Annotated in this window: 15 protein-coding genes; 4 read left to right on the top strand and 11 right to left on the bottom strand. The window is 66.8% G+C overall.

The window, feature by feature from the left end:
• Positions 1-8 precede the first annotated feature (8 nt).
• From FHX37_RS05160 to FHX37_RS23450, 9 genes are all read right to left on the bottom strand, one after another.
• The gene (locus FHX37_RS05160; RefSeq protein WP_170181504.1) at positions 9-2,066 is read right to left on the bottom strand and encodes a tetratricopeptide repeat protein; all 2,058 of its coding nucleotides are present in this window, start codon (positions 2,064-2,066) and stop codon (positions 9-11) included.
• Between the two features lie 508 nt (positions 2,067-2,574).
• Positions 2,575-2,802, bottom strand: coding sequence for a helix-turn-helix domain-containing protein (locus tag FHX37_RS05155; RefSeq protein WP_141922406.1), 228 nt, complete (start codon positions 2,800-2,802; stop codon positions 2,575-2,577).
• Positions 2,790-2,969: a hypothetical protein gene (locus FHX37_RS05150; RefSeq protein ID WP_141922405.1), complete on the bottom strand. Its 180-nt coding sequence runs from the start codon at positions 2,967-2,969 to the stop codon at positions 2,790-2,792. Before FHX37_RS05150 ends, FHX37_RS05155 begins: the two co-directional genes overlap by 13 nt.
• The gene (locus tag FHX37_RS05145; RefSeq protein ID WP_141922404.1) at positions 2,962-3,273 is read right to left on the bottom strand and encodes a hypothetical protein; all 312 of its coding nucleotides are present in this window, start codon (positions 3,271-3,273) and stop codon (positions 2,962-2,964) included. The genes FHX37_RS05150 and FHX37_RS05145 overlap by 8 nt, the downstream gene beginning before the upstream one ends.
• Positions 3,270-3,518 (bottom strand): hypothetical protein, encoded by a 249-nt coding sequence (locus tag FHX37_RS05140; protein WP_141922403.1) that lies wholly within the window; start codon positions 3,516-3,518, stop codon positions 3,270-3,272. The genes FHX37_RS05145 and FHX37_RS05140 overlap by 4 nt, the downstream gene beginning before the upstream one ends.
• A gap of 386 nt (positions 3,519-3,904) precedes the next feature.
• Positions 3,905-5,119 carry a helix-turn-helix domain-containing protein gene (locus FHX37_RS23820; protein WP_141922402.1) on the bottom strand — a complete coding sequence of 405 codons (1,215 nt, stop codon included), beginning with the start codon at positions 5,117-5,119 and terminating at the stop codon, positions 3,905-3,907.
• A gap of 102 nt (positions 5,120-5,221) precedes the next feature.
• The gene (locus FHX37_RS05125; RefSeq protein ID WP_141922401.1) at positions 5,222-6,031 is read right to left on the bottom strand and encodes a hypothetical protein; all 810 of its coding nucleotides are present in this window, start codon (positions 6,029-6,031) and stop codon (positions 5,222-5,224) included.
• A 9-nt stretch (positions 6,032-6,040) separates the two neighbouring features.
• Positions 6,041-6,910 (bottom strand): radical SAM/SPASM domain-containing protein, encoded by an 870-nt coding sequence (locus FHX37_RS05120; RefSeq protein ID WP_246062090.1) that lies wholly within the window; start codon positions 6,908-6,910, stop codon positions 6,041-6,043.
• A 393-nt stretch (positions 6,911-7,303) separates the two neighbouring features.
• A complete protein-coding gene (locus tag FHX37_RS23450) occupies positions 7,304-7,606 on the bottom strand; it encodes a hypothetical protein (RefSeq protein ID WP_246062087.1) in 303 nt (100 codons plus the stop codon).
• Between FHX37_RS23450 and FHX37_RS24045 the strand changes: the two genes are divergently transcribed.
• Together FHX37_RS24045 and FHX37_RS05110 are read left to right on the top strand one after the other, a co-directional pair.
• Positions 7,556-8,431 (top strand): helix-turn-helix domain-containing protein, encoded by an 876-nt coding sequence (locus FHX37_RS24045; RefSeq protein ID WP_394344510.1) that lies wholly within the window; start codon positions 7,556-7,558, stop codon positions 8,429-8,431. The two genes, FHX37_RS23450 and FHX37_RS24045, sit on opposite strands and share 51 nt — an antisense overlap.
• The gene (locus tag FHX37_RS05110) at positions 8,428-8,607 is read left to right on the top strand and encodes a DUF397 domain-containing protein (RefSeq protein ID WP_394344473.1); all 180 of its coding nucleotides are present in this window, start codon (positions 8,428-8,430) and stop codon (positions 8,605-8,607) included. The genes FHX37_RS24045 and FHX37_RS05110 overlap by 4 nt, the downstream gene beginning before the upstream one ends.
• An 80-nt stretch (positions 8,608-8,687) precedes the next feature.
• On the opposite strand, the gene FHX37_RS05105 is transcribed toward FHX37_RS05110, so the two are convergent.
• Positions 8,688-9,563 (bottom strand): methyltransferase domain-containing protein, encoded by an 876-nt coding sequence (locus tag FHX37_RS05105; RefSeq protein WP_141922398.1) that lies wholly within the window; start codon positions 9,561-9,563, stop codon positions 8,688-8,690.
• An 847-nt stretch (positions 9,564-10,410) separates the two neighbouring features.
• Here FHX37_RS05105 and FHX37_RS05100 point away from each other — a divergent pair.
• Positions 10,411-11,400 (top strand): malate dehydrogenase, encoded by a 990-nt coding sequence (locus FHX37_RS05100; protein WP_141925028.1) that lies wholly within the window; start codon positions 10,411-10,413, stop codon positions 11,398-11,400.
• A 100-nt stretch (positions 11,401-11,500) separates the two neighbouring features.
• Here FHX37_RS05100 and FHX37_RS05095 read toward each other — a convergent pair whose 3' ends face one another.
• Entirely contained in the window at positions 11,501-12,112 is a 612-nt protein-coding gene (locus tag FHX37_RS05095) for a TetR/AcrR family transcriptional regulator (RefSeq protein WP_141922397.1), read from the bottom strand.
• Between the two features lie 181 nt (positions 12,113-12,293).
• On the opposite strand from FHX37_RS05095, the gene FHX37_RS05090 reads away from it, so the two are divergent.
• A complete protein-coding gene (locus FHX37_RS05090) occupies positions 12,294-13,625 on the top strand; it encodes a carboxypeptidase regulatory-like domain-containing protein (protein WP_141922396.1) in 1,332 nt (443 codons plus the stop codon).
• Positions 13,626-13,628 lie beyond the last annotated feature (3 nt).

Below are 13,628 nucleotides of genomic sequence, written 5' to 3'. Positions count from 1 at the left end.
GATGTAAATTAAATATTTCTTCTGGTATCCTGAACTTCTCTCTTTTGCTTTGCCAGCGCCTCGGACCATTCGTGGGCGCCAGTGGCGTGGGCGATGGTGTGGGCGGCGTGGAGATGGTTGAGGGTCAGGGCCTGGGCAACGTCGGCCAGCAGCGCGTGGCAGCTGGCCACTTCGTAACGCGCGTCGAGATCCGTCGCCAGCTCCAGAGCGCTGCGGGCCGTGGTGTGGGCCTCATCGAGGTCGCCGCGATACAGGTGAGTGGTGGCCAGTTGCAGGCGGCAGCGCACCACCATGTAGGAGTCGTCGTTGTCGGCGAACCACTCCAGGGCCATGGACAGCAGCTCCAGTGCGCGGCCGTAATCGTGCAGTTCCCGGGCGGCTTGGCCCAGGTACCGACGGGCCAGCGCGACCCCGCGCGGCTGCTCCAGGTGCTCATGCAGCGACAGCGCCTCCCGATAGCACTGCTGGGCTTGGTGGGGGTTGCCGGTAGTGAGGTTGACGGTTCCCAGCGCCTCTGTCACGGAAGCTTGTCCCAGGATGTGTTCGGCCTGGACCCAGAGCTCGCGGGCCTGGGTGTAGTTACGGTGCGCCGTGTCGGCGTCCCCGCTGTTCATAGCCCAGGTCCCCAAAGCCTGGAGCATGCGGGCCTGCAGCACCGCATCGCCGGTGGCCCGCGCGGCCGCGAGCCCGGCGGTGTGGGTGGCCTGCCAGGTGTCCAGGGGTTTATGGTGCGTGTAGTAACCCCACAGGGCCTCACATAGATACACCGCCGTGGCGTGGTGACCGGCCGTGTGGGCCTCGTCGATCAGCTCGCCAATGGTGCCGGCGCGGTCGTGGAACCACGTCAGGGCGGTCGTTGCCGTGGCTTCGACCTCGGGAGCCTGGTCCACCAGGGCCGCAGGCAGGATGCGCCACCGATAGGGGTTGATGCGCCGGTCGTAGGCGATGGCGGTGGTGAGGTAGTGGAGCCGCAGGCGCTCTCGCGCCGTGGCAGCCTCCGCGCCCACCAGGGACGAGGCGTGGGAGCGGACCACGTCGTGCATCGCATACCACCCGAGATGGGGCTGGTCCAGGAGGTTGGTCTCGACGAGTTCGCCCAACGCCTGTTGAGCATCTTCGAGGGGAAGGCCGGTGAGGGCGGCGGCGGCCGGGGCGTCCCACGGGTAGGGCGGGTGACACGCTAGGGCTCGATACAGTCCCCGGGCCTGGCCGGACAAGGTGCGATAGGCGGTAGTAAGCGCCTCGGTCACGGAAGCCTCCAGGGCGAACGTGGGGAGTGCGGTCAGACGGTCGGCGACCTCGGCCAGGCTGGCGCGAGTGCGAGTAGCGGTGCTGGCGGTCACCACCAGGGCCAGCGGCACGCGGTGGCAGGCACCGGCCACCCGCGACACCGCCGCGGGATCACCTTCACCCGCGTGGTCGGCCAGGCGGGCAATCAGACTGTGGGCGGCGCTGTCCTCCAAGGGGTGAAGGTCGATGAACGCCGCACCGTCCCGCGCCATCGGGCTGAGCCGGGAGCGGGCGGTGGCCAGCACCGTGTGGCCCCCGCTTCCGGGCAGGAGGCAACGGACCTGCTCCGCGGTGGCGGCGTCATCGAGGAGCACCAGCAACCGCTGTTGCGCTGTCGCGCTGCGCCACATCCCGATACGGGCCTCGGTGTCGCGCGGCAGGTCGGTGGGGGCATGCCCGAGGGCGGTCAGGCCCCGACCCAGCAGGGTTCCGGGCTCGACCGGAGCGGAAGTTCCACCGCCCCGCAGGAACACCTGACCATCCGGATGGTGTTCGCTGAGTGCGTGGGCGGCTGTGGTCGCCAGGGCGGTCTTACCGATGCCGCCGATGCCGCTGAGTACCACGAGTGCCGGCTGGCCCTTGCTGTGGGCACGGTGGGTCAGCTGGGTGATGGTGCCCAGGACCTCTTGGCGGTCGACGAAATGCGGCGGGAGCGGGGGAACCTGGCGGGGCGTTCGTGATCCATGCCCATTGGGTGAGGACGCGATGTGGAGGTCTCCGTGGACATCGCGAACTTGGACAACCACCCCATTGCTGTCAGTGGTTGTGTTCTGCACGGCTTGCTCTCCTTGTCCCAGAAGCATGGATCGCTTCGACGAGCTGGTCCGGATCGGGATTCCACAGCACTCGAATCGTCGATGTGCCCATGGGAAACGCCCAGTAGCATCGTGAGCTCGGTCCCCACATGACCAGCCACTGGTAGCCGATCTCGCGTTGAAGCGCCGCAGTGACCTGGTATTGCTCGACGTCCTGGTCCGGGCTCCACCGCACACGGACTCACCCCCCCGATTGCGAGCGCGGTCGAGTACGGCCCACACCGTCCAGGAGTGTTCCGGCCTCCGGCACGGGGTGCCCAGGGGGTAGCGATAGCGAAGACACGACAGGTCCCCGCCCCTGATCTCCTCGAGCTCGCTGGGATGGGCGGTCACCTGGTCGTGGGGCATGCCCCCGTAGGGCATGATCCGCCATCGCCCCTCACTCAGCGCTGCCATGATCTCCCACGGGCGGGTTCCGTCGGGCTCGCCGGGGAACCGTACCCAGCACCGGAGGACCGACGGGGCGGGGTCACGCGTCGCTGCCACTCTTCCCTCCCCTGTCCTCTCGGGCGAACAGCAAAGCAGCGACCGTGTCGGAGGTGAACCGCATGGCGCCCCCGCTCGGGGTGGGCGCCGGGGTGAGGGTGCCAGTGCGCACCCAGTAGTACACGGTGCTGATATGCACACCGCATTCCGCCGCAACCTCGGAGACGCGCCACAGCCGCGCGTCCGGGTTTTTTACGTCTAGGTTTTCCACTGGACTACTTCCTGGTCCTGGGCCAGCTCAGGCCGCTGGGCCGCCAACTGGCGTATGAGCGGGGACAGTGCCGCGCGGACGTCGTCGAGCCCGTCCCCGTATGGCGGGACGGTCTGCCCGCTGCGGCGGGACAGCTCCTCCAGGCAGGAGGTGGCGGCCTCAGGCACGGCTACCTCCTGCCTGGATGTAGGAGCGCACCCGGTTCGGTGGCACCACTGTCCGCAGGATCTCGTCGAGCATTTCCAGGTCGCTGCACTGGACCTCGATGCCGGGACGCACCCGGTGGCGGGCCTGGTACGGCACCTTCGCGTCACCGCTCGGCCGCACGTCCCACAGGCTGCTGTGGGCCACCGCGACCTCCCGGAGCCCATCCAGGTCCGGACACGGCGCAGGAGGCTCCGGCCCGTAGGGGCGAAGGCGCGAGACTGGCGTGGACAGCGCCAGCGCGGCTTGGATTCCGGTGTTACTCACCGGCCTCCGCTCCACTCCAGCTGGCCGGGGATGTCCAGCCCGATCCCCATGGGCGGGTTCTTCAGCTGGAGTTCCAACTCTTCGGCTGTATCCGCGTGCAGCGTGGGAGCGCGCCCGTCCTGCGGGGTGAGGCTGGTGGCGACCCAGCCGGCCGGGCGGGTTCCCCGACGGGATCTCCAGATCCGCCAACCGGGGTAGTCCTCCCGCAGTCGCTCCAAGGTGTCCTGGTTCTGGGTGGTGGTCATAGCTGGGCTCCATCACCACGCAGCGCCCGCTGAACGAAGAGGTCCCGTTCCAGCTGGTTCTCGTCGGGCGCGTGCACCGTGGTGCGTATCCCAGCGCGCTCACGCCGCACGTCGCGTTCCTCGTGGCGATGGTTTGCGACTAGACCGCTGCTGTTCCGGGTGATTTCCCATTCCGGGTATTGCTGGACGATATTGGCCAGCAATTCGTCATCGGCCGGGGGGTGCCCGGCCATGTCGGCACGTTCATCAGCTCGGGGTCGCGTCATTCTTCACCTCACGTGTGGGTAGGTGAGTATGACGCTACGAGCCGTAAAAGCGGGCACACAGAAGCGGAGCGCGAACGTTTGCCCGCGCTCCGCGAGAATCAGCCGCGTTCGCGGCTATCTTCAGGCGACCACCCCGAGATGGGAGGCGAGCTTCACCATTTCCTTAGTGGGGCGTTTCGGTCGAGTCTGAAGAATGTCGGTCACGATGTTGTACGCCTCCGACTGGCGGCGCAACCACTCGGGAGAGCGCCGCAGCATCGAGGACATCACGTTCGTGGCCTGCTCGGCATCGCGGGTCTTCACCAACGCATGGGCCACGTCCAAACGGTGACGCTCCCAGTTGATGGAGGTGACATCGCCGACCACGCGCCGGTCGGGAAGACGTTCAGCCTGCTGCAGCGTGCGGTCAGGCTGGTCCTTGATCAAGGCGAACTCAGCCTGCTTATGGGCCACCGTCAGCGGCCCGAACGTCGCCCACGACTCATGCTCGTGGCCCAGCGCGGAAGCCGCGGCAGAGGCCATCTGCATCATTTCGTCGGCGCGCTCCGCCCGGTTGTTGCGCACCGCTGCCGCCGCACCCCGGAACAGCAGGCTTCCCCACGCGGCCAACTCGTCACCGGTGGCGGTGGACATGCGCGGCTCCACCTCATCCGCAGTCGCCACGCACAGCTGTTCGCACTCGTCCATCCGCCCCTGCCGGGTGAGAGCCCACCCTTGCCCGTTGATGGCCATCGCGGCCAGCGTCCGGTCCCCCGCGTGGGCGGCGTCCTGGATGCTCGCCCGCAACGCCGTCAGGGCATCAGCGAGCTGACGCACCTGGGTGAGATAACGCCCGGCCATCTGCAGCGCTTTCGCGCGCGCCCGATACGCCTCGTCAGTGTCGTGTTCTCCGACGGCCCGGTGGGCTTGGGCGATGATCCTGGGCAGCATGTCGGCGACATCGTCGTAGCGATCCGCGCGGTAGTAGGTTTCCGCGCGCTTCACGTCGGCGACGATGTCGCCGGGTGTGGCGTCGTCGTCGGTGGGCTCGACGATGGGGGAGCCGTCCAACCCGATCGGTGGGGACGCGACCGCACGCAGCCGGGCCAGGGCGTGGTGGTCGGGTTCAGCACCCAGCTGGGGGGCGATGGCGGTGTTGGTGTAGAGGTCGCTGGTGGTGACACCGAGCGCGGCGGCGATGTCGTGCAGGACGTCGGTTCTGACGTGCCCGCCGGACTCAGCCTTCTTAATGGTAGTGACGGAGCGGGCTGCTGCTTCTGCGAGGTCTTCCTGGCTCCACTGGTGTTGGCGCCGCAGCCCTCGTATCTGTCCGCGTGGTGTAATACCCTCATTCATGAGAAAATCCCGTCCTTGCTGGCTGGTTGCTCGCTGCCAGCATAGGGCGGGGCTTTTTCTGTGTCAGGGCCGCTACCGGTTCGTGACACCGGGTCGGCCGCGTCATGCAGCGGGCACGGTCACACCTCGGTGTTCGGCCCACGACTCGACAGCGTCAACCATGGCCTTGCGCCACGGCTGGTCAGGGAACCGCTCCGCGTGCGCCCGGTACATCCGTACCGTGGCCCGGACGAACACGTCCACGGCGGAAGGGTCCGCCTTCACCCACGCGTCGCAGCCTTCCGCCCACGACTCCGCGTCGGCCGGATCGTGCTTCGCCGCGATGAGCTGAACGACAAGGGTCGCCGGATCGATCAGTCCGGCTCCGCGTGTGGGCCACGCCCAATCAACGACCCACGCGGAGTCGTCCCCGATGACGAAATTCGATGGGTTGATATCGGTATAGAGCAGCGTGTCACCACGAAGCAGTGCGACTTCCGAATCGTCGGCCACGAACCGATCCCATCGGGTCTCTGCCCAGTCGCGCGCTACGTCGGGCAGCGGCAGGTTTCCGATGCGGTTCGTGAGGTCCGCGATCGTGGGCAGATCCGCAGAGCCTGGTCTGAAGTTCGAGGATCGCCCGTCGATGACCTCGAACCCGAGGGCCACCCAGTCGTCATTCTCTGCCTGCCAGACGACGGGAGGGGACAGTGGCGTCACGTGCGGGTTGATGAGCCCTTCCCGGACCAGAGAATCCCGACGGCCTCCAGGACGGTTCGGTACCGCCTTGACGAAGACCGGCCCGCGTTCGCACTCGACAACGGCCGTGAGGTCCGTGCTGAACCCGCGTGCGGTTGGCTGGACATGGGTCACCGTTCCCGTGTGCGGTTCGATCAGGTCCCAAAACTCGGGTCCGGGAAGAGCGTCATTCATCGGTGGTCCTTAAAACCTCGGGTCGCATTCACTTCCGCCTACACCCGGACTGCATTGCACATTCGGGTCGCAGTCCGAGCCAGCTTGCGGGGAGCAGGGGGCTGAAGCAGCTTCGGCCCGGATCGCTACGTTAGCCTCGTTCATCGCAGTTCCACGAAGGATAGCGGCCAACGGGTCGGCTTGTACGCTCCCGACGCTCATCCACGTGGAGAACACGCATGGAGAGACGTCCCCTGTCGGACTGATGGACGCGGCCCCTTTCCCACACTGACCACACAAGCGGGACACGTCGGGTTCCTGCCCGTTTCCGCCACGCCCGAACGGTCGGACGTGGTCGACGTGGATTCGCGTCACGCCCAACGACTCCAGGTCCCGCCACGCTTCGTCCACACGCTGTTCGTCGCTCGTCGCGATGATGCCGACGCGGATCGGGATACCCAGCTTGATTGCCTTCGCGATGTTCGCGCGCGTGCGCCCATGGCTCCGGCGTCCGGTCACGGCGTTGTGTTCGTTGGCGTCGTCGGAGTAGTACGACGTCGCCAACGAGATCCCGGAACGTTGGAACAGTTCCCAGTGTGCGGGGGAGACGTGGACGAGGTTGCTGAAAACCTCCACGTTCAGCCACTGGTTCAGCGCGTGGTCCACGAGGTCCGCGAAATCGGGGTGTGTGGTCGGCTCCCCGCCGATGAGCTGGATTCGGCGGACGCGGAGCACTGCCGCGTCGTAGATCACGCGGAACCAGTCGTTGCGCGTCATCGTTCCGTGGCTGCCCGTAGGGCCGGAGTCGTTGTAGCAGTGGCTACATGCGAGCTGGCACTTCCGGGTTAGATCCAGCCACAGAGTGTCCAGGGTGGTTGCTTCGAGGGGGGTAGCAGTCACGATTCCTCGTTTCTCTCGTTGTGGTAACCGGGACCGCGACGCGGCCCCGGGGCCGGACGGCCCCCGTTGGCGCACGGCCTGGTTACTGCAGCGCCACATGGAGCGCGGCGTTCTCGCGGGCTCGGCCGCACTCAGCGCACCTGGCGGCGTGGCGCTCGAATTCCTCAACTTGAGCGAGCAGGGTTCGCCGGAACCGCTCTGGTGGGGCCGCTACGTGTTCTGTAAACCCGTGCTGACGCGCGCACCCAACTGGGAAGGGGACACAGAACACGGCGTGGACGATGACCTCCCCGGATTCCCCATACGTTCGGGAGATCACGTATCCGCGTGGGCCGAACTCGTCTCGCCACTCGGGGTAGGGGTGGCGAGGGTTGTAGCTCGGCAGGGTGACGGTCACAGCTCGGCCCTCCAGCAGTGAGCGACCCACTTCCGGACGCCATCGCGGAGTTCTCCGAGGGCTCGGATGGAGGAGATGACACGGTCCGGTTCCGCCTCTGCCACACACGGGCCGGCGCCGGTTCCCGCTTCTGCTTCCGTGTATGCGAGGTACATCCCGTGGCGGGGAAGCCACACGACCCGCCACCCAACCGGAGCTTCCGACTCCACACGGTCGGCTTCCCTTTCCGGGAACCGAACCATGGACTCGTGGTCGGCGGTAACTGCGTTCATGAACCCAGCGTCGCCGGTTGTGGCCATGTCACAAAGGTTCTGCTGAACAGTTGCAACAAAACAGCTAGCATCGTCACATGGTCGCCCCCCCGATTTGCAGAACGTCTCAAACAGTTGCGCGATGTCGCAGGTTTGACGTTACGAGACCTGGCAGGCGAGCTAGGGACCACAGCAAGCACGCTTTCCCGATGGGAGCGAGAGGAGACTACTCCGAAGCGGGAAGACGTCGTGAAGATAGATGGCATTCTTGCTGCTCAGGGCGCATTGTTGCGGTTATGGACATCCCAGACATCGGGGTCGTCCCTGCCGCCATGGATGCAAGACGCTGCGAAGCTCATGGCAGAAGCTGTCTCAATCGAATGCTTTTCGCCGGTTCTTGTGCCGGGGATGTTGCAGTGCCAGGAGTACGCCGAAATGGTGTTCCGGTACGGGCAACCGCTGGAAAAGCCTGAGGAAATCCGACGGCTGGCACAAGTACGCGGTGGACGGTACGAAAAGCTACAGCAGGGAAGAGACCCTATCGTCAGTGCCGTTGTCCCGATGGCCGCATTCACGCGGGTCCCGGAGCCCATACGGAAAGCACAGGCGAACCACTTGTGCAAGATCATGGACACTGGCCGTGTGACCCTGTGCCTCGTGCCAGAGGATGCGCTACTCGTCGGGATTACGTCCCCGCTGGTGCTCCTACGTCTCTCTGACGGAGGGAGAGCAGGCACAACGGACCACGTATCCGGTAATTTCCTCCTGGACGAGTCAACCGACTGGGCGCGACTGGACGAGGTGACCAGGCAAGCGTATGCCGTTGCACTCCCCTCCCACCAGTCGCGCAACATGCTAGGAGAGCTGCGATGATGTCCGAATGGCGGAAATCGACGTACAGCGACACGGGCGGCCAGTGTGTGGAGTTCCGCTCTGCTGAGACGAGCGTGGACGTCCGCGACACCCAGAATCGGCAGGACGGCCACCTGTCGTTCTCCGCGTCGGAGTGGAAGGCGTTCCTCGACGAGGTGCGTGCTGACCGGCTGTAACCTTCGCCCCCGTGGCGCCTCCGATCGCGGGACGAACGCGTCAGCCCCCGGTTCGTCCGGGGGCTGTTGTTGTGCCGGAGCTACTCCGGCATGGGCGTAGGGTCCACCATCCGCCGTGGTTCGTCGAGCCAGAGCCGCTGGTGTCCTTCAGGGGTGACGGTGAGACCGAACCGTGCAGGTTCGGGCTCGTCCATGCTCTCCCACCATTCCTGAACGTGGGTGCCCGGAGGTATCCGGGAACCACGCATCGGCATGAACGGGGCCGGATCGCTGAACCGTCCCTCAGCTCCGCCATCCCCTCCGACCGTGAACAGGCCCAGCGGGCCATCCGGGTGGAACGTGGCCGCCCACGGCGCGACGATGCATCCGCCCGGTCTGGTCTGCTCTATCCACGCATACGGCAGGGCGGCCACGGAAGCGGTCGCGATAACACGGTCATAGGGCGCCCCCGGCGGGTAGCCCTCCGTTCCGTCGCCAGCCACGACCCGCACTGGATAACCCGCCGCAGCAAGGGAAGAACGAGCGTACTCGGCAACGCTCACATCAACCTCCACACTGACGACGTTCTCCGCACCGAGCAGGTAAGCGAGCAGCGCGGCGTTGTATCCAGTCCCGGTTCCGATCTCCAGCACCCGCATGCCCGGCACCAGGTCCGCAGCGTCGATCATGCGGGACATGATGCGCGGGTCACTGCTGGAGGAGGTGGACACGTAGCCCCGACCGGTCGTGGGATCAAGGATGCGCGTAGGCGCGCGAGGATCGGGGGCGACAGCCGTGACGACAGGCCGGTTGGCGTAGACCTGCTGTCGCCATCGCTCGGGATCGTCCTCACGGTGCAGGGGAACCAACCACCCCGTGTCCTCGCTCGGCACATAGATCCGTGATGGGATGAACGGTTCCCGAGGTACGGACGCGAGCGCCTCCGTACCGGTCACTGCTGGCCCGTCCCGCTGCATCCCCAGCACTGTACCCAGCGCTGGTTACCGTCATCAGATTCTGTCCAACCGCCCTTACCGCTGCACACGCCACACGCGGCCCGCTGGCCGTGCCTGCCCACCTCTTCATCCTCCACACCTCGGGGGAACCTCCGTCCACGTCCCTACCCCCACGCGCGGAACAGGCAACTCCCCGTGGCCGGAAGCGGCCACGGAACGGGAACCGCCATCTACCCTGTAGGGAATGCCCCCTGGTGAGGGGTAGGTGTGAGCGGTTTCGACGAGGAGATCCCGACGCCCCGCCCAGTGATCCCGTGGCAACTGTTGGCGCCGACGGTGGACCCTCTTCCCTCGGAGCCGCCCCAAGCGCCGGAGGCACCGAAGAACGCATGGTGCTTGGTCTGTTGCAAGACTCGGCCGTCTTGCGGATGCAACGAAGAGTACTAACGCCCCCAGTTCGTCCGAAGGGCACTGTTGTGTCGAGAGCGCTCCGGCATGGGAACGACGGAACGTGAATGTCGCTGGTGAAGGGATGGTCTTGAGAGCAGGGGGCCAGTAGCACGGCGGTTGGTGCCATCGTCCCGTCACCGCTGGACACCGTCGGGTAGCACGGGAATTGAAAGTACCGGGATTATGAGTCCCCTGCCCTGACCCGAGAACTACCGCACCGCGGCGTTCCGCGTGCATGGAAACCCAGTGGCGGAACCGCCGCGCGGGCTGGATACGGGCGAGGATTAGGGTGGAACCAGCGAACATGCCGCGCAGTACGCGCCCGCGTGGCATCTCCCGGAAGGGTCGGCGTGCACCCGGCCCTCCGGAGGGAAGGTTCGTGCCCCATACCCGTTGCCATAAGAAGGACGAACAGCTCATGGCCCAACAACCCGTTACCGTCACGGTCACCGGCGCGGCCGGCCAGATCGGATACGCGCTGCTTTTCCGGATCGCCTCCGGGCAGCTCCTGGGGTCGGACACGCCGGTGCGGCTGCGGCTGCTGGAGATCCCGCAGGCCGTACACGCCGCCGAAGGTACGGCGATGGAGCTCGAGGACTGCGCGTTCCCGCTGCTGCGCAGCATCGACATCTTCGACAACGCGAGCGAGGCGTTCTCGGGGACCAACATCGCCCTGCTCGTGGGGGCCCGTCCCCGCTCCCAGGGGATGGAACGCGCCGACCTGTTGGAGGCCAACGGCGGTATCTTCAAGCCGCAGGGTGAGGCCATCAACGCCGGCGCCGCTGACGATGTCCGGGTGCTGGTGGTCGGCAACCCGGCCAACACCAACGCGCTGATCGCCCAGGCCCACGCGCCCGACGTGCCGGCCGAGCGGTTCACGGCCATGATGCGGCTGGACCACAACCGGGCGCTCGCGCAGCTCGCGAAGAAACTCAACGTGTCGGTCAACGACATCAGGAAGCTGACGGTGTGGGGCAACCACTCGGCGTCGCAGTACCCCGACATCTTCCACGCCGAGGTCAATGGCACCACCGGGGCCAAGGCGGTGGACGACCAGGCGTGGTTGGAGAACGACTTCATCCCGACGGTGGCCAAGCGCGGTGCGGCCATCATCGAGGCGCGCGGCGCCTCCTCCGCCGCGTCGGCGGCCAACGCGGCAATCGACCACGTCTACGACTGGGTCAACGGGACGCCGGAGGGGGACTGGGTCTCGGCCGGTGTTCCCTCCGACGGTTCCTACGGTGTCCCGGAGGGGCTGATCAGCTCCTTCCCAGCCGTCTCCCGTGGTGGCCGCTGGGAGATCGTCCAGGGGCTGGAGATCGACGAGTTCTCCCGCGAGCGGATCGACGCCTCGGTTCGGGAGCTCAGTGAGGAGCGTGAGGCGGTCGCCAAGCTCGGGCTGGTGTGACACCGCCGCGGGCGTTCGTGTGGGGCGCGTCCCGTTCCGGGGCGTGTCCCGTTTTCCCGGGGCCTGGGAAGGCGTGTTCCGATCCCCCTTCCCGTTCGGTTCAGGAGCGCGGCGGTGCCAGCCCCTGTTCCAGCCACTGGAAGGCCTGGTCCAGCGCGGCGAGAGGGTCGGACTCCTCCGTTCCCTCCTGCCACACGTCGACCGCCACGCGCATCGCCGTCGTGGCGACCGCGGCCACCAACCACACGTAGGGGTCACTCGTCTCGCGGCCGGTTCGTTCGGCTACGCCGGTCGCCAGGGCACCCTGCGTGGACCTGCTCGCTGCGATCCCCCGGTGCAGCAGTTGGGGATGGACGCGTAGCAGCCGGGCCTCCTCCTGCCAGGTCTCGCTGAGCATCGCGCGGGAGACGGCGGCGCGCAGCACGGCGTGGAGCGCCGGAAGCGGCTCCTCTCCCGCCGGCCGCTGGCGGAGCTCCTGCACCAGGCGGTCGTGCGTGTCAGCGGTGAACGGGAGGACGGTCTCCTCCTTGGACGCGAAGTAGTTGAAGAAGGTCCGCGGTGACACTCCGGCCGCGGCGCATATGTCCTCCACCGTGACGGCCTCGGGACCGTGTTCGCCGAACAGCCGCACCGCCGCCTCGCGCAGGGCGGAACGTGTCATGCGTTTCTTGCGTTCACGCAGACCGCAGCCGTCGTCGTCCACCGTTGTCATCGTCACTCCACGCCCACCACTGTGTGTTCCCTACCGAGGTTAACGGCGGTTCGGCGTTACGCGTTCCCTCCAGCTAACACGATTTTTACATTAATGCAGTTTTGCAGTTCTGCAAAATTTTTCTACACTGTACGTGTCCCCCCGTAACGCCGAACGACGCCCCACTCACGCGAGGTGCCTCTTGTCCGACACGCATGCCCCGACATCGGTAGCGAAGTCCCTGGGGTTGGGACTGTGGTTCCCGCTGTTCTTCGCCGTCGGGTTCATGCTGTGCTACCTGCTGCCGTTCCACTCCCCCGAGCCGACCGACATGCCGGTCGCGGTGGTGGGAGAGCAGCCAGCGGCCGCGGTCTCCATGGCTCTGGAGGACAAGGCCCCGGACAGTTTCGACGTCAGCCCCGCCGACGACGCGAAGGAAGCGCGGCAGGCGGTTCTGGACCGCGACGTGGTCGCCGCCTACGCCCCCGGAGACCACGAGCTCTACTTCTCGAGCTCACTGGGCCGCTCCCTGGCCATGACGGTGCAGGAGACCTTCGCCCCCATCGCGCAGCAGGACGGAGCCGAGCTCACCACCACCGACGTCGCACCGAGCGCTCCCGGGGACGGGTTGGGAACCAGCCTGTTCTACATGGTTCTTCCCTGGAACCTCACCGGCTACATCGCGGTGATGATGCTCTCCGCGCAGGCTCCCCACCTCGCCAGGTGGATCAAGTGCCTGGCGGCCTCCGCCTTCGGGCTCGTGACATCGGTGCTGTGCTACGCCATCAGCACGAGCATGGACGTCATCCCCAGCGACCCCTGGGTGCTGCCCCTCGCGTTCCTGATCACCCAGTCGGTCATCTGGCCGTGCCTGGGACTGATGCCCTTCACGAAACGCGCCTTCCCCGGTGTGGCTCTGGGGCTGTTCGTCCTGCTGAGCCTGCCCTCCAGCGGCGGAGCCATCCCGGTGGAGATGGTCCCCCGCTTCTTCCAGGCCCTCCACCCGTTCCTCCCCATGGGCCAGGGAATCGAGGCGATCCGTAACATCCTGTACTTCGACGGGGTCAAGCTCGCCTGGCCCCTGACCGTGCTCAGCTCCTGGACCGTGTTCGGCGTCGCACTCGTCCTCGTGGACACGATCCGCACCAAACGGGCCGAACGGCGCGAGGCGCAGGCCGGGGAACAGAGTGTCCCCTCGCTCGTCGGGCGCGTCGCCGACGCCCACGGCACGCCGGTGGCGGGAGCCACCGTCACGCTCACCGACAGCGCCGGAACCCGGATCGCCACCCACGAGACCGACGGCAACGGTGTCTACAGCGCGTCCGACCTCCCCAGCGAACGGTTGGCCCTGCTCGTGACCGCCCCCGAACACGCACCGCGGCTCGCCCGGGCCGCGCTGGACACACAGGACCTGGCACACGTCGACATCACGCTGCACCGCGAACACGACGAATCCCACACACCCGCGCACGCGGCGGCGGAACCGTGGTCCGACAGCAGGTCCCGCAGCGGTATGGACCAGGAGGTGCTCTGAAGC

This window comes from Haloactinospora alba (assembly GCF_006717075.1).
Classification (GTDB): Bacteria; Actinomycetota; Actinomycetes; order Streptosporangiales; family Streptosporangiaceae; genus Haloactinospora; species Haloactinospora alba.
The sequence above is the reverse complement of the archived record's forward strand: the minus strand, read 5'-3'. Positions and strand labels throughout refer to the sequence as shown.